Origin of the sequence: Streptomyces sp. NBC_00086 (assembly GCF_026343255.1) — a bacterium.
Classification (GTDB): domain Bacteria; phylum Actinomycetota; class Actinomycetes; order Streptomycetales; family Streptomycetaceae; genus Streptomyces.
Genome location: NZ_JAPELZ010000001.1, coordinates 6,463,524 through 6,484,907, shown reverse-complemented (window position 1 = coordinate 6,484,907; position 21,384 = coordinate 6,463,524). Strand labels below are relative to the sequence as shown.

Annotated in this window: 18 protein-coding genes and 1 riboswitch; of the genes, 11 read left to right on the top strand and 7 right to left on the bottom strand. The window is 73.4% G+C overall.

Annotated features, from left to right (window positions below):
- Positions 1 to 4: 4 nt before the first annotated feature.
- The 4 genes from OG276_RS29405 to OG276_RS29390 all read right to left on the bottom strand — a co-directional run bounded on the left by OG276_RS29405 (position 5) and on the right by OG276_RS29390 (position 3,866).
- Entirely contained in the window at positions 5 to 439 is a 435-nt protein-coding gene (locus tag OG276_RS29405; protein ID WP_266909773.1) for an Asp23/Gls24 family envelope stress response protein, read from the bottom strand.
- Between the two features lie 301 nt (positions 440 to 740).
- Positions 741 to 1,520: an enoyl-CoA hydratase/isomerase family protein gene (locus tag OG276_RS29400; RefSeq protein ID WP_266909771.1), complete on the bottom strand. Its 780-nt coding sequence runs from the start codon at positions 1,518 to 1,520 to the stop codon at positions 741 to 743.
- A 171-nt stretch (positions 1,521 to 1,691) separates the two neighbouring features.
- Positions 1,692 to 1,913, bottom strand: a complete 222-nt coding sequence (locus OG276_RS29395; protein ID WP_204357858.1) for a helix-turn-helix domain-containing protein — start codon at positions 1,911 to 1,913, stop codon at positions 1,692 to 1,694.
- 354 nt (positions 1,914 to 2,267) lie between these two features.
- Positions 2,268 to 3,866 carry an ABC-F family ATP-binding cassette domain-containing protein gene (locus tag OG276_RS29390; protein ID WP_266909769.1) on the bottom strand — a complete coding sequence of 533 codons (1,599 nt, stop codon included), beginning with the start codon at positions 3,864 to 3,866 and terminating at the stop codon, positions 2,268 to 2,270.
- A 287-nt stretch (positions 3,867 to 4,153) separates the two neighbouring features.
- Here OG276_RS29390 and OG276_RS29385 point away from each other — a divergent pair, with 287 nt between their 5' ends.
- Positions 4,154 to 5,044, top strand: coding sequence for a neutral zinc metallopeptidase (locus tag OG276_RS29385; protein WP_266909767.1), 891 nt, complete (start codon positions 4,154 to 4,156; stop codon positions 5,042 to 5,044).
- 70 nt (positions 5,045 to 5,114) lie between these two features.
- Entirely contained in the window at positions 5,115 to 5,510 is a 396-nt protein-coding gene (locus tag OG276_RS29380; RefSeq protein ID WP_266909765.1) for a VOC family protein, read from the top strand.
- Positions 5,511 to 5,549: 39 nt separating this feature from the next.
- On the opposite strand, the gene OG276_RS29375 is transcribed toward OG276_RS29380, so the two are convergent.
- Together OG276_RS29375 and OG276_RS29370 are read right to left on the bottom strand one after the other, a co-directional pair.
- On the bottom strand, positions 5,550 to 6,887 hold the full coding sequence (locus OG276_RS29375; RefSeq protein ID WP_266913210.1) for a hypothetical protein: 1,338 nt from the start codon (positions 6,885 to 6,887) through the stop codon (positions 5,550 to 5,552).
- Positions 6,888 to 7,130: 243 nt separating this feature from the next.
- Positions 7,131 to 8,273 (bottom strand): S9 family peptidase, encoded by a 1,143-nt coding sequence (locus OG276_RS29370; protein WP_266909763.1) that lies wholly within the window; start codon positions 8,271 to 8,273, stop codon positions 7,131 to 7,133.
- 322 nt (positions 8,274 to 8,595) lie between these two features.
- Between OG276_RS29370 and OG276_RS29365 the strand changes: the two genes are divergently transcribed.
- From OG276_RS29365 to OG276_RS29335, 7 genes are all read left to right on the top strand, one after another.
- Positions 8,596 to 9,867 carry an inorganic phosphate transporter gene (locus OG276_RS29365; RefSeq protein WP_266909761.1) on the top strand — a complete coding sequence of 424 codons (1,272 nt, stop codon included), beginning with the start codon at positions 8,596 to 8,598 and terminating at the stop codon, positions 9,865 to 9,867.
- Positions 9,868 to 9,895: 28 nt separating this feature from the next.
- Positions 9,896 to 10,117: a hypothetical protein gene (locus OG276_RS29360; RefSeq protein WP_266909759.1), complete on the top strand. Its 222-nt coding sequence runs from the start codon at positions 9,896 to 9,898 to the stop codon at positions 10,115 to 10,117.
- Positions 10,118 to 10,322: 205 nt separating this feature from the next.
- Positions 10,323 to 10,413, top strand: a riboswitch (cobalamin riboswitch).
- Between the two features lie 58 nt (positions 10,414 to 10,471).
- A complete protein-coding gene (locus tag OG276_RS29355) occupies positions 10,472 to 11,452 on the top strand; it encodes a cobalamin biosynthesis protein (RefSeq protein ID WP_266909757.1) in 981 nt (326 codons plus the stop codon).
- Positions 11,449 to 12,972 carry a cobyric acid synthase gene (locus OG276_RS29350; RefSeq protein WP_266909755.1) on the top strand — a complete coding sequence of 508 codons (1,524 nt, stop codon included), beginning with the start codon at positions 11,449 to 11,451 and terminating at the stop codon, positions 12,970 to 12,972. The genes OG276_RS29355 and OG276_RS29350 overlap by 4 nt, the downstream gene beginning before the upstream one ends.
- Before the next feature lie 292 nt (positions 12,973 to 13,264).
- Positions 13,265 to 15,361, top strand: coding sequence for a putative cobaltochelatase (locus OG276_RS29345; RefSeq protein WP_266909753.1), 2,097 nt, complete (start codon positions 13,265 to 13,267; stop codon positions 15,359 to 15,361).
- A complete protein-coding gene (cobO, locus tag OG276_RS29340; protein ID WP_243338462.1) occupies positions 15,361 to 15,960 on the top strand; it encodes a cob(I)yrinic acid a,c-diamide adenosyltransferase in 600 nt (199 codons plus the stop codon). Before OG276_RS29345 ends, cobO begins: the two co-directional genes overlap by 1 nt.
- Positions 15,954 to 17,453 (top strand): cobyrinate a,c-diamide synthase, encoded by a 1,500-nt coding sequence (locus OG276_RS29335; RefSeq protein WP_266909751.1) that lies wholly within the window; start codon positions 15,954 to 15,956, stop codon positions 17,451 to 17,453. The genes cobO and OG276_RS29335 overlap by 7 nt, the downstream gene beginning before the upstream one ends.
- A gap of 20 nt (positions 17,454 to 17,473) precedes the next feature.
- Here OG276_RS29335 and OG276_RS29330 read toward each other — a convergent pair whose 3' ends face one another.
- Positions 17,474 to 18,220, bottom strand: a complete 747-nt coding sequence (locus tag OG276_RS29330) for a ZIP family metal transporter (RefSeq protein ID WP_266909749.1) — start codon at positions 18,218 to 18,220, stop codon at positions 17,474 to 17,476.
- A gap of 158 nt (positions 18,221 to 18,378) precedes the next feature.
- Here OG276_RS29330 and cobC point away from each other — a divergent pair, with 158 nt between their 5' ends.
- Entirely contained in the window at positions 18,379 to 19,908 is a 1,530-nt protein-coding gene (gene cobC, locus OG276_RS29325; RefSeq protein WP_266909747.1) for an Rv2231c family pyridoxal phosphate-dependent protein CobC, read from the top strand.
- 185 nt (positions 19,909 to 20,093) lie between these two features.
- Entirely contained in the window at positions 20,094 to 21,344 is a 1,251-nt protein-coding gene (locus tag OG276_RS29320; protein WP_266909745.1) for a CapA family protein, read from the top strand.
- Positions 21,345 to 21,384 lie beyond the last annotated feature (40 nt).

Genomic DNA, 21,384 nt, shown 5'->3' with positions numbered 1-21,384 from the left:
TCCTCTACTGCAGTCGGGACTCCGGCTCCTCGTCGTCCTCGTCCGGCAGCTTGACGTCGCTGACCGCGATGTTGACCTCGACGACTTCGAGGCCGGTCATCCGCTCCACCGCCGAGACGACGTTCTCACGGACGGCCCGGGCCACGTCCCGGATCGACACGCCGTAATCCACGACGATCTCCAGGTCGAGGGCGGTCTGCACCTCGCCGACCTCCGCCTTCACGCCCCGGCTGACGCTGGACTTGGCCCCGCCGGGGACGCGGTCGCGGACGGCGCCGAAGGTACGGGAGAGGCCGCTGCCGCTGCCCATGGCGTGGACGCCGACCACCTCGCGGGCGGCCAGGCCGGCGATCTTCTCGACCACGCCGTCGGCGATGCTCGTGCGGCCGCGGTCGGCGGGGGGCTTGGCGGTGCTCCCTGTGGCGGCGGATTCGGTCATCTCATATCCCCTTCGCGCGCGTACGGGCTCCCGACCCACGTTAAGGCGGCACCCCCGTCGGCGCCTGTCCCGACGCGGCCGGGCGGGCTCCGCTACGCGAGGCGAAGTCCCCTCCCCGCCCTTCCACCGTTCCCCGGGGCTGTGCCCCGGACCCCCTGGGGCTCCGCCCCAGACCCCGCGCCTCAAACGCCGGCGGGGCTGGATAAATCCAGCCCCGCCGGCGTTTGAGGCGATCTTTTCAGCCCCTCCGGCGTTTGAGGAGCGGGGGTCCGGGGGCTGGCCCCCGGCAACGGCGCCGCGGCTAGTCCGACAGCCCGGCCAGGTCCCGCAGGCGGCGGGCCTGGGCGGCACGCTCAGCCGCACGCTGGTCCTCGTAAGGGCGCGACACCGCACCGCGCAGCAGCGCCTTCGTCTCGATCACCGCGTCCCGCGGCGGAGCCAGCAGCGCGGTGGTGAGGTCCTGGACGGCCGCGTCGAGCTCGCCCGCGGGGACGACCAGGTTCGCGAGGCCGATCCGTTCCGCCTCCTCGGCGTGGACGAAGCGTCCCGTCGCACAGATTTCGAGCGCGCGGGCATAGCCGACCGTCGAGGTCAGCGGCTGGGTGCCGCCGAGGTCGGGGACGAGGCCCAGCCCGGTCTCGCGCATGGCGAACTGCACGTCGTCCGCGACGACGCGCAGATCGCACGCGAGGGCAAGCTGGAAACCGGCACCGATCGCGTGCCCCTGAACGGCGGCGACGGAGATGATGTCGTTGCGCCGCCACCAGGTGAACGCTTCCTGGTACTCGGCGATGGTGGAGTCGAGCAGTTCCTCCGAACCGCGCGCCAGGTCAAGGAAGGACGGCTCGCCCTCGAAGCCTTCGGGGGTGAACGCCTGCCTGTCGAGCCCTGCGGAGAAGGACTGCCCTTCGCCGCGCAGCACGACGACCCGGACGGTGCCCGGCAACGACCTTCCAGCCTCCGTCAACGCCCGCCAGAGCGCGGGGGATTGAGCGTTTCGCTTGGCTGGATTGGTCAGTGTCACCGTGGCGACCGTCTCGTCGACGGTGAGCCGTACGCCGTCCTTGTCGAGCAGAGCCATCTGTGTGCCTCCGGTGGTTGTGCCGTCGTTCGGCCGCGTTCTCGGCCTAAGTGACTGCACAGTAACCACCCAGCCGGCCATGGAGCCGACCGGGGGTCACCGAAGGACGGTGGAACTGGAACCGTGAAGCTGAATACGGAAGAACCGTTGGAACCAAGGGGAACCAAATGGTCAGGCCGTAGCCGCCTTCTTGCCGCGTGTCGCGCCACCGCGACCACGCAGCGTGACTCCGGACTCGCTGAGCATCCGATGGACGAATCCGTAGGACCGGCCAGTCGATTCGGCCAGCGCCCGGATACTCGCACCGGAGTCGTACTGCTTCTTCAGGTCTGCCGCGAGCTTGTCACGCGCGGCGCCGGTTACCCGGCTGCCCTTCTTCAGAGTTTCGGCCACCCGTGCCTCCTCTATGGGAAGTGCGCTCTGGACTTCTCATGATCACCCCTCCCCGGCTTCCTGGCCACCCATTCAGCAAGGTCGATACGGCGGCATTTCTTCAGCCGTGGACGGCCGAGCAGAACGGAATCTCCTCTTCCGCTGCATGACCTCCGTCACATTTCCGCTCGGCCGGTATGAATCACCAGGTCAGGGGCCGGAAGCGGGTAAGCGGAAGGCCCCGGCCGCATCGGTGAGGATGCGCGGCCGGGGCCTTCGTCGAGCACGGAACGGTATGAGACCGTCTCACTCAGATGATGGATCACGTCTGAGCCGAATGATCCATAAGCAAAGGATCACGAAAGCGGAAGCGCCTCAGGCGAGTGCCACCAGGTCCCGGTAGTCCGGACCCCAGAGGTCCTCGACGCCGTCCGGGAGCAGGATGATCCGCTCCGGCTCCAGCGCCTCGACCGCGCCCTCGTCGTGGGTGACGAGGATGACGGCGCCCTTGTAGGTGCGCAGGGCGCCCAGGATCTCCTCGCGGCTGGCCGGGTCGAGGTTGTTGGTGGGCTCGTCGAGGAGCAGCACGTTGGCCGAGGAGACGACCAGCGTCGCCAGGGCGAGGCGGGTCTTCTCGCCACCGGACAGGACGCCCGCGGGCTTGTCCACGTCGTCGCCGGAGAAGAGGAAGGAGCCGAGCGTCTTGCGTACGGAGACCAGGTCCAGGTCCGGCGCCGAGGAGCGCATGTTCTCCAGGACCGAGCGCTCGGGGTCCAGGGTCTCGTGCTCCTGGGCGTAGTAGCCGAGCTTGAGGCCGTGACCGGGGATGACCGTACCGGTGTCGGGCTTCTCGGTGCCCGACAGCAGGCGCAGCAGGGTGGTCTTGCCGGCGCCGTTGAGGCCGAGGATGACCACGCGGGAGCCCTTGTCGATGGCCAGGTCGACGTCGGTGAAGATCTCCAGCGAGCCGTAGGACTTCGACAGGCCCTCGGCGGTCAGCGGGGTCTTGCCGCAGGGCGCCGGGTCCGGGAAGCGCAGCTTGGCGACCTTGTCGGAGACGCGGACGGCGTCCAGGCCGGCGAGCAGCCGGTCGGCGCGCTTGGCCATGTTCTGGGCGGCGACGGTCTTGGTGGCCTTGGCGCGCATCTTGTCGGCCTGCGAGTTCAGCGCCGCGGCCTTCTTCTCGGCGTTCTGGCGCTCGCGCTTGCGGCGCTTCTCGTCGGCCTCGCGCTGCTGCTGGTAGAGCTTCCAGCCCATGTTGTAGACGTCGATCTGGGAGCGGTTGGCGTCCAGGTAGAACACCTTGTTGACGACCGTCTCGACCAGGTCCACGTCGTGGGAGATGACGATGAAGCCACCGCGGTAGGTCTTCAGGTAGTCGCGCAGCCACACGATCGAGTCGGCGTCGAGGTGGTTGGTCGGCTCGTCGAGGAGCAGGGTGTCGGCGTCGGAGAAGAGGATCCGGGCGAGCTCGACGCGGCGGCGCTGGCCACCGGAGAGGGTGTGCAGCGGCTGGCCGAGCACCCGGTCGGGCAGGCCGAGGGCGGCGGAGATGGTCGCGGCCTCGGACTCGGCGGCGTAACCGCCCTTGGTGAGGAACTCGGTCTCCTGGCGCTCGTACTGGCGCATCGCCTTCTCGCGGGTGGCGCCGGAGCCGGACGAGATGCGCTCCTCGTTCATCCGCATCTTCTTGAGCAGCACGTCGAGTCCGCGGGCGGACAGGATCCGGTCGCTGGCCAGCACGTCGAGGTCGCCGGTGCGCGGGTCCTGCGGGAGGTAGCCGACCTCGCCCGAGCGGGCGATGCTGCCGCCGGCCGGGGTTCCCTCGCCGGCGAGGCACTTGGTGAGGGTGGTCTTGCCGGCTCCGTTGCGGCCGACGAGGCCGATGCGGTCGCCCTTGGCGACGCGGAAGGAGGCGTTCTCGATGAGGATGCGGGCGCCGGCGCGCAGCTCGATGCCGGTGGCGGTGATCACGGAAATACTCCAGGGCGGGTCGGGACGGCGGAAGGGGGGCAGGACGCGATGCTTCTACGCCGCTAATCCGCGAGGAGATTTGCCATGGGAGTCATTCTACCGGGGGTGCGCAACTACTTTCGGGCCCGCCCGCCCCTCCGGGGACCGCCCCCGCCCCCACCCCCGTGTCCCCCGTTCGGCCCAGGGAACACGCCTCCCGGCCGGGGGGCGTATGAGGATGAACGGGTTGATACTCGCCGCAGGGGCGTACTCGTACCCCCCTTGGTTGGAATGGAGGGCGGTGCGGGATGCAGTTCGACGACAACGCCAATCTGGACACTTCCGAGGTCAAGGACGTACGTGGCAGCCGCATCCCGGGCGGTAGGGCCACGGTCGGCGGCGGCATCATCGGTTTCATCGCGCTGATCATGGGTCTGCTGTTCGGGGTGGGCCCGGAGCAGCTGGGCCTGTCCGACGGAAGTCCGCAGCCCGAGGCGACCTCCTCCTCCGCCGCCCAGGTGCAGCAGAGCTGCAAGACCGGGCAGGACGCGAACACCAAGGAGGACTGCCGGCTGGTGGCGGTGATCAACAGCACCCAGGACTTCTGGAAGCAGGAGTTCGCCAAGCGCGGCGCCCAGTACACCCCGGCGCAGACGGTGTTCTTCACCGGCAAGGTGGGCACCGCCTGCGGCGCGGCCACCTCGGCGGTCGGCCCGTTCTACTGCCCCGGTGACCGGCAGGTCTATCTGGACCTGGGCTTCTTCAACGAGCTCCGCACCAAGTTCGGCGCGAGCGGCGGCCCCTTCGCCCAGGCGTACGTGGTGGCCCACGAGTACGGCCACCACATCCAGAACCTGACCGGCACCCTGCAGAAGGCCCAGGACGGCCGGCAGGGCGCGAACAGCAACGCGGTACGGGTCGAGCTGCAGGCCGACTGCTACGCCGGGGTCTGGGCCCACAACGCCACGAAGACCCCGGACGAGTCCACGGGCAAGCCCTTGATCACCAGCCTGACCGACCAGGACATCAAGGACGGCCTGGACGCGGCGGCCGCGGTCGGCGACGACCGGATCCAGGAGAAGTTCCAGGGCCGGGTGTCCCCGGAGTCCTGGACGCACGGTTCGGCCGAGCAGCGCCAGCAGTGGTTCTACCAGGGCTACCGCACGGGCGACATGGCCCAGTGCAACACCTTCCGCTGAGTGTCGGTGGCGCCTGTCATGCTGTGACGTGGATCACCATCCACCCACGGTACGAGAGGGAGTGATCGTCATGGCAGGCGTTCCGTCCATCTGTCCGACCCTGCTGTACACCGACGCCAAGGCCGCCATCCAGCTACTCACCGAGGCCTTCGGCTTCACCCAGGTCGCGGCGTACGAGGGCGAGGACGGAGCGGTGGCGCACGCCGAGCTGTCCTACGGGAACGGCATGGTGATGCTCGGCAGCAAGGGCACCGGCAGCGCCTTCGACAAGGCGATGGAGGCGGCCGGCCCGACCGGGGTCTACGTGCACGTCGACGACGTGGACGCCCACCACCGCCGGGCCGTCGAGCACGGCGTGGAGATCCTGATGGAGCCGACCGACCAGGACTACGGCTCGCGGGACTACATGGCCCGCGACGCCGAGGGCAACGTGTGGAGCTTCGGGACGTACGCACCGCAGGTCTGACCGGAGCCCCTGCGGCGCGTACGGCGCCCGTACGGGGCGCTACGCGCCGCCGGTGTGCACCTGGAACGCGGCCCGGCGCACCGCCTTGGCCAGGGCGGGGTCGGGATGGGCGGCGGCCAGCGCGACCAGCACCTGCACCGTGCGGGGGTGCCCGACCGCGCGGACCTCGTCCAGCAGCCGGGGAACCGTGGTCCGCACCGCCGAGTCCAGGTGGCGGGCCAGCAGCTCGGCCTCGCCGTGGTCGGCGATGGCCGCCGCGGTGTCCACCCAGAGCCAGGTCTGCTCCTCGGCGGTGAGCACGTCCTGCGCCTCGTCGGGGTCGACCCCGTCGTGCTCGGCGAGCCAGAGCAGGGCGTAGGGGCGCAGCGCGGCCTCCCGGGAGGCCTTGCGGACCTCGGGCTCGGCGGGGGCTCCGACGACGCGCAGGGCCTCGAAGGCGAGCCCGCGCAGCAGGGCGTCCTGGCCGCGGGCCGCGAGCAGCAGCTCGGAGACCGCGTGGCCGACGGGCCGGGCGGCCAGCCAGGCCTGGTATTCGGCGCGGGCCGGGCCGGGGGTGAGCCGCGCGCAGCCGTGGAGCATGGCGGCGGCGGACTGTTCGATGTTCCCGGCGGGGCTCTGCGCGGCGACGCAGATCTGCTCCAGCTTGACCCAGACGGCCCAGCTCCCGAGCGGGGTGAGGGTGGCCCTGGCGGGGCCGAGGGTGACGGCGTCCACGGCGGCGAGCCCGCCGAGCGCCCAGCGCAGCAGCCGGGCGAGCGGGACGGGCGCCGCGGCCGGCGCGGGACCGGCGTGCGGGGTCCCGGCGGCCTGCGCCGTGGACTCGTAGGGGACCTCGCACCGCTCGTCGCGCAGTTCGTCGACGCGCTGGCGGAGCAGGTCCAGCAGATCGGGGACGGTCACGGGACCGGCGGAGAGCTGGAGCAGGGAGAGCAGCTGGGGCATGGCCTCGACCACCTCGGCGACGGCCGCGGGGGCGATGTCGGCGGGGGCCGGGTGGACCAGCGACCAGGCGTCGAAGAGGGCGACCCAGCCGCGCAGCACGGCGGTGTCGTCCCGGTTCCAGGCGCGCAGGCGCCAGCCCGGGCGGGCGTGCCCGCCGTGCATCTCGATCAGCCCGGCGAGCCGGGCGCGGTCCCAGCCGACCCGGATCTGGCCCGGTGTCAGGCTCAGCTGGGCGGCGGCGCGTTCGGCTTCGGCGGCGGGCAGGGCGCCCGCCAGGGCGGGCCCGTTGCCGTCCGCGGCGCCTAGGTGGAGCTCGGCCCAGCGGGCGAGCCGCACCGCGTCGGCGAGGGAGGCGCGGGCCCTGTTCGCCAGGTCGGCCGTGGCGGGCGTGCCCGCCGGAGGCCGCGGGGCGGTCCGGGTGCGCCGGTCGGTCACCGCCTTGCGGGCCGTGGCCACGGACCGCGGGGCGACGAGTCGGAGTCTGGAGTCGCGAGCCAACTGCTCATCAGGCTTTCGGGACGTCACGTGAGCAGTCTCGCCCGTCACTGGCCGAAAGCCCAAACGGAACCAGCCATTGCCACAAGGCCCCACAGGGACAGAACGGGACAACCCACCCTCCCCGCCCCGTCCGCCCCGCTGTCTTCGGACAACTCGTCCGACGGTCCGTCAACCGGCCCTTCACATGAAAGGGGTCAGGAAGCGGCGCAGCGCCTCTTCGTACGCGGCCGGGTCGGCGTTCCACATCGCCCCGTGGGCGGCGTGGGAAACGGAGTGCAGGGTGACGAGGTCGGGGCGGGCCGCGGCGAGCCGGCGGGAGGGCTCCCAGGGGGCGAGCGCGTCGTCGGGGCCGTGGAAGATCAGTACGGGCACCTTCAGCGCGGCCGGATCCGACCCCGGGGCCCGCCGGTCGGCGCGCAGGCCCGCACGGCCCTCGGCGGCCTTGACCGCGAACGGGAGCAGGGGGGCCGGCGTGCGGCGTGCGGCGGCGAGGGCGCGCAGGGTGGCGTGCCAGTCCAGTACGGGCGAGTCGAGGACCAGCCCGGAGATGCGGTCGGCCAGCGCCGAGCGTTCGAGGGCGTGCAGGGCCATGGTGGCGCCGGTCGACCAGCCGTGCAGGACCACGCGGCGGGCTCCGTAGCGCAGGGCGTAGCGGATGGCGGCGTCGAGATCGCGCCATTCGGACTCGCCGAGGTGGCCGAGGCCGTCCGGCGACTCGGGGGCGCCGAGGTCGCCCCGGTACCCGAGGTCCAGGACGGGGAGCTTGTTGCGGTGGAGGAAGGGCATGACCACCATCGGGTGCTCGCGGGTGGTGCCGAGTCCGTGGACGGTGATCACCCAGGTGTCGCGGGCCGCGGGCACGAACCAGGCGGGCAGCGCCCCGAGCTCCCCGGGGACGTCCACGTCGGCGTGGTCCAGCCCGAGGGCGGTGCCCGGGTTTCCCAGGTGGACCGTGGGGGTGAGGGTGACGCGGGTTCCGGGGTCGAGGCTGCCGTGGGTGACGGCGACGAGGCGGCGCACCACGGTGTCGGGGCCGTGCGGGGCATCGGGGAGGACGGGCCCGACGACGGCGTGCACCCCGGGGGCGGTGAGCCCGTAGGTGCCGGGGCCCAGGGAGGCCAGCGAGCGGGTCAGCTCGACCCGGCCGGCCGCGGTGGAGTGGACGCTGAGCCGGGGGCTGCCGGGGAGCGGACGGCCGGGCTCGGTCCGCAGGGCCGCGTCGGCGGCGTACCGGCCGGCGAGCGCGACGGCGGTGACGGCGGCCGCGCCGGCGCCGAGCAGGGTCGTGGTGACGGCGGCTGCCGTCGCGGTAGCGGTGCGCACCGCTCCAGTGTCGAGGCGGACGGGTCGGCGGGCCACCGGAGGGAATCGTTCCGGCCGGCACCCCGAAGGGGTGGCGCGCAAGGTGATCTAGGTCTCTTCGGGGGTTCCGGATGAACAGCAGGCCCTACCGGAAGTCCCTCCCCGAAACGTGCGGACACCCCGCCGTGACGTGCATTAATCGACATATCAATGCCCTTCCCGGGACGAAGGTCCCGATGGGGTGCCGTACCGATACACCGCATGACCCCTGGCAGTTCACCTTCCGTTCATCCAGGTTGCCTACGGTCCACGAACCACTGACGTCAAACAGAAGCCTGGGTAAATGGAGCACATAACGCTTCTCCTCGGGATCGTGATCATCACCGCTCTCGTGTTCGATTTCACGAACGGTTTTCACGACACGGCCAACGCGATGGCCACCACCATCTCGACCGGCGCCCTCAAGCCCAAGACCGCGGTGGCGATGTCCGCCGTGCTCAACCTCGTCGGCGCTTTCATGTCCGTGGAGGTCGCCAAGACGATCTCCAAGGGACTGGTCAACGAGGAAGGCATCCAGCCGGAGGTCATCTTCGCCGCCTTGGTCGGCGCGATCCTCTGGAACCTCGTCACCTGGCTGGTCGGCCTGCCCTCCAGTTCCTCGCACGCCCTGATGGGCGGCCTGATCGGTGCGGCCGTGGCCTCCGCCGGCATGGGCGCCGTCAACGGCAGCGTGGTCGTCACCAAGGTGCTGATCCCCGCGATCGCCGCGCCGCTGGTCGCCGGCTTCGCCGCGTACCTGGCCACGAAGGTCACGTACAAGGTCGGCAACGGCATGGGTGAGAAGACCTCGGCCAAGGGCTACCGCGCCGGTCAGATCGCCTCCGCGGGTCTGGTCTCGCTGGCGCACGGCACCAACGACGCGCAGAAGACGATGGGCATCATCACGCTGGCGCTCGTCGCCGGCGGCGCCCTCTCCCCCGGCTCCAACCCGCCGGTCTGGGTCATCGTCTCCGCCGGTCTGGCCATCGCGATGGGCACCTACCTGGGCGGCTGGCGCATCATCCGCACCATGGGCAAGGGCCTGACCGACCTGCAGCCGCAGCAGGGCTTCGCCGCCCAGACCTCGGCCGCCAGCGTCATCCTGGCCTCCTCCTCCCTCGGCTTCTCCCTCTCCACCACCCACGCGTGCTCCGGCGCCGTCATGGGTTCGGGTCTGGGACGCAAGGGTGGCGTGGTCCGCTGGTCCACCGCCACCCGCATGTTCATCGCCTGGGGCCTGACCCTCCCGGCCGCGGCCCTGGTGGCCGCCGGCGCCGAGCTGGTCATGCGCACCGGGGACATCGGCATCGCCGGCGTCACGGTCTTCCTGATCGGCTCCTGCGTCGCCATCTGGCTGATCTCGCGCCGCCAGGTCGTCGACCACACCAACGTCAACGAGGTCGGGACGGCCGACGCCCAGGAGCCGGGTGTCGTCACCACGGCCATCGCGGCCGTCAGCGTCCCGCCGACCGCCTCGGCCGCCGGCAGCACCGCCGCGGTGACGGACGATGAGCTCAGGGCCACCATCCCGGCCTCCGCGACGACGACTCCCGCGGCTCCGGCCGCGGCCGTCTGACCCCGAGAACGACAGAGGATTCAGCGGTATGAAGATCGACTGGGCAGCACTCGGCTCCGTCTTCGGGGTCAGCCTCTCCGCCACCGTCATCCTGGTGACCCTGTTCACCCTGGGCCTGATGGGGCTCTCCAAGCACGAGGCCGCCACCGAACAGGGCGGCGCCGCCACCCTGGCCCGCAGCGGTGCGTACGCCTGCTTCGCGCTCTGCGCGGCGGCCGTGGCCTACGGGATCTACCTGATCGTCGCCTGAGGCGCGGGACGGCACGTACGAAGGCTCCCTCCGGGTTCGTACCGGAGGGAGCTTTCGCATGCCCCGGACCGGCCCGGGACGTACCCCTGCCCCTTCGCGCGGGCCCGGCCCCGCCCCCTCCCCCGCCACCCCTCCGCAGGTCAACGGCGAGTTGACGGGCCTTCGCGCTGCGTGGTGGACTGCCCGAGCCAATACGGCGGCATGGAGAGGAAGTCCGGTGCGAATCCGGCGCGGTCCCGCCACTGTCACCGGCGCACGCGGACCTCTGGCCGTGTGCGGCCGGGAGCCAGGAACTCTCGCCGCCGGACACGTCGAACCAGGGCGCGGACCCTGAGTGAGGACATACCTGCCACCATGCGTGCCGATCGCGTCTTCGCGTACGGCGTCACGGCGGGCCTGATCGGCGACCGGATCCTCGGGGATCCGCGCCGAGGGCACCCCGTGGCCGCCTTCGGACGAGCCGCCGCCGCCGTCGAACGCGCCCTGTGGCGCGACGACCGCGCCCGGGGCGCCCTGCACACCCTGCTGTGCGCCGGAGGCGCCGCCGCCGTCGGCGCGCTGGGCGCCCGCGCCGTGCGCTCCCGCCCCGCGGCCGCCCGCATCGCTCTCACCGCCGCCGCCACCTGGGCCGTCGTGGGCGGCACCTCGCTGGGCCGGGAGGCCCGCGCCATCGGCGGCGCGCTCGCCGCCGGGGACGCCGAGGTGGCCCGCGAGCGGCTGCCCCACCTGTGCGGGCGCGACCCGCAGGCCCTGGACGAGCAGCAGATGGCCCGCGCGGTCGTCGAATCGGTCGCCGAGAACACCTCCGACGCCGTGGTCGGCGCCCTCGTGTGGGGCGCCGTCGCGGGCGTCCCCGGGCTGCTGGCCTTCCGCGCCGTGAACACCCTGGACGCGATGGTCGGCCACAAGTCCCCCCGCCACCTGCGCTACGGCTGGGCCTCGGCCCGGCTCGACGACGTGGCCGGCTGGCCGGGCGCCCGGCTGACTGCCCTGGCCGCCGTACTGGCCGGGCCCGACCGGCGGGGAGCCGTACGGGCCTGGCGCGCGGACGCCGCCAAGCACCCGAGCCCCAACGCGGGCCCCGTGGAGTCCTCCTTCGCCGGGGCGCTGGGCGTACGGCTGGGCGGGACCCTGGCGTACGCGGGCCGGGTCGAACACCGGGCCGTGCTCAACGGTGCGGCCGGGCGGCCCGTGGAGGTCGCCGACATCGAACGCGCGGTGCGACTGTCGCGCCAGGTGACGTGGGTGGCGCTGGGGGCCTGCGTGGCCGCCCGGACGCTGGTCTCCCGGACGCTGGTCTCCCGTACGACGAAGAAGAAGGGGCGGCGCGCATGAGCGGCGGAGCGAAGCGCGGCGGGGGGCTCCTCGTCGCCGGTACGACCTCGGACGCGGGCAAGAGCGTGGTCACGGCGGGCATCTGCCGGTGGCTGGCCCGGCAGGGCGTGAAGGTCGCCCCGTTCAAGGCGCAGAACATGTCGCTGAACTCCTTCGTGACGAGGGAGGGCGCCGAGATCGGCCGCGCCCAGGCCATGCAGGCCCAGGCGGCCCGCGTGGAGCCGACCGCGCTGATGAACCCGGTGCTGCTCAAGCCCGGCAGCGACCGCAGCAGCCAGGTGGTGCTGCTGGGCAAGCCGGTGGGCGAGATGAGCGCCCGCGGCTACCACGGCGGGCGTCAGGAGCAGTTGCTCGGCATCGTCACGGACTGCCTGGAGCAGTTGCGGGGCACGTATGACGCCGTGATCTGCGAGGGGGCGGGCAGCCCGGCCGAGATCAACCTGCGCCGGACCGACATCGTGAACATGGGCATCGCGCGGGCCGCGCGGTTCCCGGTGGTCGTCGTCGGCGACATCGACCGGGGCGGGGTCTTCGCGTCCTTCTTCGGTACGACGGCCCTGCTCTCCCCCGAGGACCAGTCGCTGATCGCGGGCTACCTGGTCAACAAGTTCCGCGGTGACGTCACCCTGCTGGAACCGGGCATGGAGATGCTGCGCGGCCTCACCGGGCGGGCCACGTACGGCGTGCTCCCCTTCCAGCACGGGCTGGGCATCGACGAGGAGGACGGCCTGCGGGTCTCCCTGCGGGGCGCGGTACGCGAATCCGTGGTCGCCCCGCCCGTCGGCCGGGACGTGCTGCGGGTCGCGGTCTGCGCGGTGCCGCTGATGTCCAACTTCACGGACGTCGACGCGCTCGCGGCGGAGCCCGGCGTGGTCGTGCGGTTCGTGGACCGGGCCGAGGAACTGGCGGACGCGGACCTGGTCGTCGTCCCCGGCACCCGCGGCACGGTCAAGGCCCTGGCCTGGCTGCGCGAGCGGGGGCTGGCGGACGCGCTGGCCCGGCGGGCCGCCGAGGGGCGGCCGGTCCTGGGCATCTGCGGCGGGTTCCAGGTGCTGGGCGAACACATCGAGGACGAGGTCGAGTCGAAGGCCGGCTCCGTGCCGGGGCTCGGGCTGCTTCCCGTACGGGTCCGCTTCGAGCGGGAGAAGACCCTGGCCCGGCCGGTCGGTTCGGCGCTGGGCGAGCCGGTGGAGGGGTACGAGATCCACCACGGCGTGGCCGAAGTCCTGGGCGGAACCCCCTTCCTGGACGGGTGCCGGGTCGGCGAGGTGTGGGGCACGCACTGGCACGGCTCGCTGGAGTCGGACGGCTTCCGCCGGGCGTTCCTCCGCGAGGTCGCCTCGGCGGCGGGCCGCCGCTTCGTCCCGGCCCCGGACACCTCGTTCGCCTCCCTGCGGGAGGAGCAGCTCGATCTGCTCGGCGACCTGATCGAGGAACACGCGGACACGGACGCGCTGCTGCGCCTGATCGAGACCGGCGCCCCGTCGGGCCTCCCCTTCCTCCCCCCGGGCGCGCCATGAGCGGCGCAGCCCTGCGGGGGCCGTCCCCGACCCACCCTTCCACCGTTCCCCGGGGCTCCGCCCCGGACCCCGCGCCCCAAACGCCGGCGAGGCTCGAAGAACCAGCCCGCCCGGCGTTCGAGGGCGCGGGCGCGCAGCGCACGCACGGGGTCCGGGGCGGAGCTCCGGGGAACGGGCGAAGGGCGGGCAGGGGAACTCCGCCCCGCGCAGCGGCGCACCCGCAGCCCGGCCGCGCCGTCCACGCCCGCCCGCGCACGCGTATCCGTACACACGCCCAAGAAGGGGCCACCGCATGAGCACGCCCTACCCGTTCACCGCACTGGTCGGCCAGACCGACCTGCGCCTCGCGCTGCTGCTCAACGCCGTGAGCCCCGCGGTCGGCGGTGTTCTCGTGCGCGGCGAGAAGGGGACCGCCAAGTCCACCGCCGTCCGCGCCCTGTCCACCCTGCTGCCCCAGGTGGACGTGGTCCCGGGCTGCCGGTTCAGCTGCGCCCCCACCGCCGCGGACCCCGCCTGCCCCGACGGCCCCCACGAGCCGGGACCGGCCGCCGCGCGGCCCGCCCGCATGGTGGAGCTGCCCGTCGGTGCCTCCGAGGACCGGCTCGTCGGCGCCCTCGACATCGAACGCGCCCTCTCCGAAGGCGTGAAGGCCTTCGAGCCCGGCCTGCTGGCCGACGCGCACCGCGGGATCCTGTACGTCGACGAGGTCAACCTGCTCCACGACCACCTCATCGACCTGCTCCTCGACGCCGCCGCGATGGGCGCCTCGTATGTCGAGCGCGAGGGCGTCTCCGTACGGCACGCCGCCCGTTTCCTCCTCGTCGGCACGATGAACCCCGAGGAGGGCGAGCTCCGCCCGCAGCTGCTCGACCGGTTCGGGCTGACCGTCGAGGTCGCCGCCTCCCGGGAGCCCCTCCAGCGGGTCGAGGTGGTGCGTCGCCGGCTCGCCTACGAGGACGACCCCGCGGGGTTCGCGGGCCGCTGGTCCGGGGACGAGCAGGAGGTGCGCGCCCGGGTGGTGGCCGCGCGGGCCCTGCTCCCGAAGGTGCGCCTCGGTGACACCTCGCTGCTGCAGATCGCCGCGACCTGCGCCGGTTTCGAGGTCGACGGCATGCGCGCCGACATCGTGATGGCCCGCACCTCGACCGCGCTCGCCGCCTGGGCCGGCCGGACCGAGGTGCGCAAGGAGGACGTGCGGCAGGCCGCCCTGCTGGCGCTCCCCCACCGGCGCCGCCGCAACCCCTTCGACGCGCCCGGTCTCGACGAGGAGATGCTGGACCGGATCCTGGACGGGTTCCCCGACGAGGAGCCGGACCCCGAGCCGGAGCCCGAGCCGGAGGGGCCGGGCGAGGGTCCGCAGGACGACGGCCCGGACGGCGGCGGCCCCGACGGCGGGGGCGGCGTACCCCCGCAGGGCTCCGGACCGGACGCGCCCGAGACCGAGGCCGAGCCCGAGGCCCCGGCGGAGCCCGAGCAGCGGCCCGAGACCCAGCCCTCCGCCCAGGAGACCGAGGCGGCGGGTCCGGCCGAGCAGGCACCCGTACGGGCCGCCGAGCCGTTCCGCACCAAGATGCTCAGCGTCCCGGGGCTCGGCGAAGGCGCCTCCGGCCGGCGTTCGCGCGCCCGCACCGCGCACGGCCGCACCACCGGCGCCCAGCGCCCCCGCGGCCAGTTGACCAAACTGCACCTGGCGGCCACCGTCCACGCCGCCGCCCCGCACCAGAAGGCCCGCGGGCGCACCGGGCGCGGGCTGATCGTCCGCAAGGACGATCTGCGGCAGGCGACCCGCGAGGGCCGCGAGGGCAACCTCGTCCTGTTCCTCGTCGACGCCTCCGGCTCCATGGCCGCCCGGCAGCGCATGAGCGCGGTCAAAGGAGCGGTGCTGTCCCTGCTGCTCGACGCCTACCAGCGCCGGGACAAGGTCGGCCTGATCACCTTCCGGGGCTCCTCGGCCGAACTGGCCCTGCCGCCCACCTCCTCCGTCGACGCCGCGGCGGCCCGGCTGGAGAACCTGCCGACCGGCGGTCGCACCCCGCTCGGCACCGGGCTGCTCAAGGCCCACGAAGTGCTGCGCATCGAGCGGCTGCGGGACCCGAGCCGGCGCCCGCTGCTCGTGGTCGTCACCGACGGGCGGGCCACCTCGGCCGGCTCGGTGGGCGGCGATCCCCGCGAGCTCTCGGCGCGCAGCGCCCGGCTGCTGGCGGCCGGCGGGCTCGCCTCCGTGGTCGTGGACTGCGAGTCGGGTCCGGTCCGGCTCGGGCTGGCCGGAGCACTGGCCGCCGATCTGGGCGGCCCGGTCGTCACCCTCGACGGGCTGCGGGCCGATTCGCTGGCCGGGCTCGTGAAAAACGTACGTACCCCATCCCCGACCCTCAGGAGGGCCGCGTAATGCCGCAGGGACAGCCGTCCGTCGTTCCCGACGACGGACTCACGACGCGTCAGCGCCGCAACCGCCCGCTCGTCTTCGTCCACACCGGGCCGGGCAAGGGCAAGTCGACGGCCGCCTTCGGTCTGGCGCTGCGCGCCTGGAACCAGGGCTGGCCGATCGGGGTGTTCCAGTTCGTCAAGTCGGCGAAGTGGAAGGTCGGCGAGGAGAACGCGCTGAAGGTGCTCGGTGCCTCCGGCGAGGGCGGCTCCGTCGTCTGGCACAAGATGGGCGAGGGCTGGTCCTGGGTCCAGCGCGACGCCCAGCTCGACAACGAGCAGGCTGCCAAGGAGGGCTGGGAGCAGGTCAAGCGCGATCTGGCCGCCGAGACGCACAAGCTGTACGTGCTGGACGAGTTCGCGTACCCGATGCACTGGGGCTGGATCGACGTCGACGAGGTCGTCGAGGTGCTGCGGAATCGTCCCGGCACCCAGCACGTGGTGATCACCGGGCGCAACGCACCCGAGAAGCTGGTGGAGTTCGCGGACCTCGTCACCGAGATGACCAAGGTCAAGCACCCGATGGACGCCGGCCAGAAGGGCCAGAAGGGCATCGAGTGGTGACCTCGTTCAACGTACCGAGACTGGTCATCGCCGCGCCCTCCTCCGGCAGCGGCAAGACCACCGTCGCGACGGGCCTGATGGCGGCCTTCTCGGAGCGCGGCCTCGCCGTGTCCCCGCACAAGGCCGGGCCCGACTACATCGACCCGGGCTACCACGCGCTGGCCACGGGCCGGCCCGGGCGCAACCTGGACGCCTTCATGTGCGGGCCGGACCTGGTGGCCCCGCTGTTCGCGCACGGGGCGGACGGCTGCGATCTCGCCGTCATCGAAGGCGTGATGGGGCTCTACGACGGGGCCGCGGGGCGGGGCGAACTGGCGTCGACGGCGCAGGTCGCGAAGCTGCTCCGGGCGCCGGTGGTGCTGGTCGTCGACGCGTCCTCGCAGTCGCGGTCGGTGGCGGCCCTGGTGCACGGCTTCGCCTCCTTCGACCCGCAGGTGCGCCTCGGCGGCGTGATCCTGAACAAGGTCGGCTCCGACCGGCACGAGGTGATGCTGCGGGAGGCGCTGGAGGAAGCGGGGATGCCGGTGCTCGGCGTCCTGCGGCGGGCTCCGCAGGTGGCCGCGCCCTCGCGGCACCTGGGGCTGGTGCCGGTCGCCGAGCGGCGCGCTGACGCGGTCTCGTCGGTGGCTGCCCTGGCGGACCAGGTCCGGGCAGGCTGTGACCTGGAGGCCCTGATGGCCCTGGCCAGAACGGCCCCGGCCCTGACTTGCGAAGCCTGGGCTCCGGAACAGGCTCTTCTCCCCCACCCCGCCCCTTCCCGAAACCGGGCTCTGCCCGGGCCCGGTCCTCAAACACCGGACGGGCTGGAAAATGCCGCGCAGCGGCAAAATCCAGCCTCGCCGGCGTTTGAGGCGCGGGGTCCGGGGCGGAGCCCCGGCGGCGGCGCCGCACCCGTCATCGCCGTCGCGGGCGGGGCGGCCTTCACGTTCTCGTACGCCGAGCACTCGGAGCTGCTGCGCGCAGCGGGCGCGGAAGTCGTCACCTTCGACCCGCTGCGGGACGAAGCGCTCCCGCCCCGCACCACCGGCCTGGTGATAGGCGGCGGGTTCCCCGAGGTGTACGCCCCGGAGCTGTCCGCGAACGAGCCGCTCCGCAAGGCCGTCGCCGCGTTCGCCGCGGCCGGCGGCCCGCTGGCCGCGGAGTGCGCGGGGCTGCTGTACCTGGCCCGTTCGCTGGACGGGAAGCCCATGTGCGGGGTGCTCGACGCCGACGCGCGGATGTCTGAGCGGCTCACGCTCGGCTACCGCGAGGCGGTCGCCGTCTCCGACAGCGTGCTGGCCCCGGCCGGGACCCGGCTGCGCGGGCACGAGTTCCACCGCACGGTGATCGAGCCGGGCGCCGGCAGTGCACCGGCGTGGGGCTTCACGCATCCGGAACGCCGGGTCGAGGGCTTCGTGGCGGGCGGTGTGCACGCCAGCTACCTGCACACGCACTGGGCGGCGGAGCCCTCCGTGGCCCTGCGCTTCGCCGAGGCCGCGGCAGCGCATCGGTGAACCTCAGACGCCCGGCCCCGTCACTCCGCCAGGCCCACGACCAGCCAGATCCCCGCCACCCCGCCCACGGTGCACATCAGGGTGGACAGTGCGGGGTGCTTGTGGTGGGCCTCGGGCAGGATCTCGGCGGCGGCCAGGTACAGCAGGACGCCGCCGAAGAAGCCGAGGTAGGCCCCGAGCGGTTCCTCCGGAAGGGTGAACAGCACAGTGGACGCGGCGCCCACGACGGGGGCCGCCGCGTCCGCGAGGAGCATGAGCAGGGCCTTGCGGCGGTCGTTCCCGTACAGCCGGGTGAGGGTGTACGTGTTGAACCCGTCGGCGAAGTCATGGGTGATGACGGCCAGCGCCACGGCCACGCCCATCCCCCCGCCGACCTGGAACGCGGCGCCGAGGGCCACCCCGTCGGCGAGGCTGTGGCCGACCATGGCGGCCGCCGCCGCCAGGCCGACCTCGGGGACCCTCTGCCCGGAGTCCCCGGGCCCGTCGCCGTTCGTGCCCCCGTGGGAGGCCTGACGGACGGCCAGGACCCGTTCCACGCAGTGCGCGGCGAGGAACCCGCCGACGAACAGCAGCAGGGCGAGCGGGACGCCGAACACTTCGTCGCCGGCCGCGTGCATGGCCTCCGGGAGCAGGTCGAGGCCCACGACGCCGAGCATCAGCCCGCCGGCCAGGCCCAGCACGAGGTGGCGGCGGTCGGTGACGCGCTGCGCCGTCCATCCGCCTGCCAGGGTCATCAGGAACGCACCCAACGCCACGATCACGGCCATGTGCCCCTGCATACCGACTCCGCGCCGCCCGCGCACTTCCGCGCCCGGGTGGCGGACCACGGCGGGTTGACGGGCCGACCGCACCCGAAGTCCCCACACCCGAAGTCCCCGCGCACGGAGCCCGCGAGCACGGAGTCGCCGAAGGCGCGTAGGGCACCATGCACGAACACGGGCACGAGCACGGGCGCGGGCGCGGGCGCGAACGCGAACGCGGGCACGAGCAGCACCATGAACACCACGACGGAGAACGGGTGAACCTGTTGGGCGAGTACGCGACGCAACTGGTCGTCGGAGTCGGTGGCCGCGCGGGCGTGTCCGTGGCGGAGGTCTGCGCGCTGGTGGAGGAGACCCTGCGCGGCGCCGGGCTGGCGTCGGAGTCGGTGACGGCCCTGGCCACCGTGGAGGGGAAGGTGCTGGAGGCGGGGATCGCGGGTGCGGCGGAACGTTTCGGCGTGCCCCTGCTGAGCTACCCCGCCGAGCGGCTGGCCGCGATCCCGGTACCGCACCCCTCGGACGCCGCCCGCGAGGCCGCCGGCACCGCGTCCGTGGCGGAGGCCGCAGCGCTCGCCGGGGGCGGGGAACTCCTCGTACCCAAGCGGCGGTCGGTGGCGGCCACCTGCGCCGTCGCCACGGCCCACACGCACGACCTGCGCCACCACGGGGACGCGGAGGTCTCGGACGGGGGCGCGGGGCTGGTCGACCTTGCGGTGAACGTACGGTCCCACACCCCGCCGCAGTGGCTGAAGGACCGGATCGCGGCTTCGCTCGACACCCTGTCCGCGTACCCCGACGGCCGCGCCGCCCGCGCGGCCGTGGCCCTGCGCCACGGGCTGCCGGTCGAGCGGGTGCTGCTGACCGCGGGCGCCGCGGAGGCGTTCGTACTGATCGCGCGGGCGCTGGGCGCCGTACGGCCGGTGGTGGTGCATCCGCAGTTCACCGAGCCGGAGGCGGCCCTGCGCGACGCGGGCCACCGGGTGGAACGGGTGGTGCTGCGGGCCGCGGACGGTTTCCGGCTGGACCCCGCGGCGGTGCCGGAGGACGCCGACCTCGTGGTGGTCGGAAACCCGACCAACCCGACCTCGGTGCTGCACCCCGCGGCGACCCTGGCCGCGCTGGCCCGGCCCGGGCGGATCCTGGTGGTCGACGAGGCCTTCATGGACGCGGTCCCCGGCGAACGCGAGGCGCTGGCCGGACGGACGGACGTACCGGGCCTGGTGGTGCTGCGGAGCCTGACCAAGACCTGGGGCCTGGCCGGGCTGCGCATCGGCTACGTACTGGCGGAGCCCGGGGTGATCGCCAAGCTGGCGGCGGCACAGCCGCTGTGGCCGGTGTCCACGCCGGCGCTGGTGGCGGCCGAGGCGTGCGTCTCCCCCGCGGCGCTGGCCGAGGCGGAGGCCGCGGCCCGGCAGATCGCGGTGGACCGGGAGCACCTGCTCGCGGGACTCGCGGAGTTCGAGGAGATCTCGGTGGCGGGCACGGCGGCCGGGCCGTTCGTGCTGATCCGGGTCGAGGGCGCGGCGGAAATCCGCACCCGGCTGCGCGCGCTGGGCTTCGCCGTGCGCCGCGGCGACACCTTCCCGGGGCTGGACCGCTCCTGGCTGCGGCTGGCGGTCCGCGACCGCGCGACGACGGGCCGCCTCCTCCAGGCCCTCGACCTGGCCCTCGCGGGCACGCTGACGCCGCGCTGACGGCACGCCGACGGCGCTCGGACGACGCGCCCGGCCGCACACCGCCCCGCATACCGATCCGCCCGTCGCCCCCCGTCGGGGACGTCACCCCAATGGCGCGTTTCCGCGGGTCGCGCATGGCGGCGCCCGCACCGGTGCGCGACCATTTCCGCAGGCGGCGACCATGCGACACCGGGGGTGCGGGGATGAAGGCAGTCGGCAGGATAGGCGCGGCCGTGGCGGGACTGGCCGTGGCGGGAGGCGCCGCCTACGGCGTGACGCAGGTGGCCGGCCGGGACGGCGGCGCGTCGGCCGAACAGCGGCTGGGGCCGAAGCCGGGGGCGGCGGCGAGTCCGAGCCGTGAGGCCTCGGCCTCGACCGGAGCCCCCGCGCCGGCCCAAGCCGTGCCCGGCGGGAAGCCGTTCACCCTCGTCGGCACCGGCGACATCATCCCGTACCCGTCGATCATCCAGCGGGCCGCCGAAGACTCCGCGGAGCGGGGCGGCTACGACTTCCGGAAGATCCTCGCCGGGGTCAAGCCCCTCGTCTCCTCCGCCGACCTGGCGATATGCCACCACGAGATACCGTACGGCCGACCCGGCGGCCCCTACACCGGATACCCCCTCTTCAAGGCACCGCACCAACTGGCCGACGCCCTCAAGGACACCGGCTACGACAGCTGCTCGACCGCCTCGAACCACACCCTGGACGACGGGTACGACGGCCTCGTCCGCGTCCTCGACCACCTCGACCGCGTCGGCATCCGCCACGTCGGCTCGGCCCGCGGCGCCGAGGAGGCCAAGGCCCCGGCCCTGCTCGAAGCCGGCGGGGCCGAGGTCGCTCAACTGGACTACACGTACGGGACGAACGGCATCCCGCTCCCCGACGGCAAGCCCTGGGCCGTGAACCTGATCGACCCCGCGCGGATCATCGCCGACGCCCGCGCCGCGCGCGCGGCCGGCGCGAACGTCGTCGTCCTCAGCGTCCACTGGGGCTCCGAGTGGCAGACGGCCCCGGACCAGCAGCAACTCGACCTGGCCCGGACGCTGACCGCCTCGCGCGGGGCGGACGGCCTCCCCGACATCGACCTGATCCTCGGCACCCACAACCACGTGCCGCAGCCGTACGAGAAGGTCAACGGCACCTGGGTGGTGTACGGCATGGGCGACCAGGTGGCCAGCTTCTACGAGGCCGCGAAGGCCCGCGGCAACATGTCCTCGGTCCCCCGCTTCACCTTCGCCCCGGCGGCCGCGCATCCGGGCCGCTGGGAGGTGGTGAAGGCCGAGTACCTCACGCAGTTCTCGGACATGCGGCCGCCGTTCCGCGTCGTCTGCACCTCCTGCGAGGCCACCGCCTCCACCGCCGACAGCACGTACGCCGCCGCCGACCGCGAGGTCACCAAGGCCGTGATGTCACGCGGCGCCGGGGATCAGGGACTGACGCGCGCGACGAAGTAGGGCGCGCGGTGCCGGGCCGCCCGGCCCGGCCCTTGGGACT

Coding starts and splice junctions, on each gene's coding strand:
- OG276_RS29405 (WP_266909773.1), bottom strand. CDS start 439: ATGACCGAATCCGCCGCCACAGGGAGCACCGCCAAGCCCCCCGCCGAC.
- OG276_RS29400 (WP_266909771.1), bottom strand. CDS start 1,520: ATGGCTCTGCTCGACAAGGACGGCGTACGGCTCACCGTCGACGAGACG.
- OG276_RS29385 (WP_266909767.1), top strand. CDS start 4,154: ATGCAGTTCGACGACAACGCCAATCTGGACACTTCCGAGGTCAAGGAC.
- OG276_RS29380 (WP_266909765.1), top strand. CDS start 5,115: ATGGCAGGCGTTCCGTCCATCTGTCCGACCCTGCTGTACACCGACGCC.
- OG276_RS29365 (WP_266909761.1), top strand. CDS start 8,596: ATGGAGCACATAACGCTTCTCCTCGGGATCGTGATCATCACCGCTCTC.
- OG276_RS29360 (WP_266909759.1), top strand. CDS start 9,896: ATGAAGATCGACTGGGCAGCACTCGGCTCCGTCTTCGGGGTCAGCCTC.
- OG276_RS29355 (WP_266909757.1), top strand. CDS start 10,472: ATGCGTGCCGATCGCGTCTTCGCGTACGGCGTCACGGCGGGCCTGATC.
- OG276_RS29350 (WP_266909755.1), top strand. CDS start 11,449: ATGAGCGGCGGAGCGAAGCGCGGCGGGGGGCTCCTCGTCGCCGGTACG.
- OG276_RS29345 (WP_266909753.1), top strand. CDS start 13,265: ATGAGCACGCCCTACCCGTTCACCGCACTGGTCGGCCAGACCGACCTG.
- cobO (WP_243338462.1), top strand. CDS start 15,361: ATGCCGCAGGGACAGCCGTCCGTCGTTCCCGACGACGGACTCACGACG.
- OG276_RS29330 (WP_266909749.1), bottom strand. CDS start 18,220: ATGGCCGTGATCGTGGCGTTGGGTGCGTTCCTGATGACCCTGGCAGGC.
- cobC (WP_266909747.1), top strand. CDS start 18,379: ATGCACGAACACGGGCACGAGCACGGGCGCGGGCGCGGGCGCGAACGC.
- OG276_RS29320 (WP_266909745.1), top strand. CDS start 20,094: ATGAAGGCAGTCGGCAGGATAGGCGCGGCCGTGGCGGGACTGGCCGTG.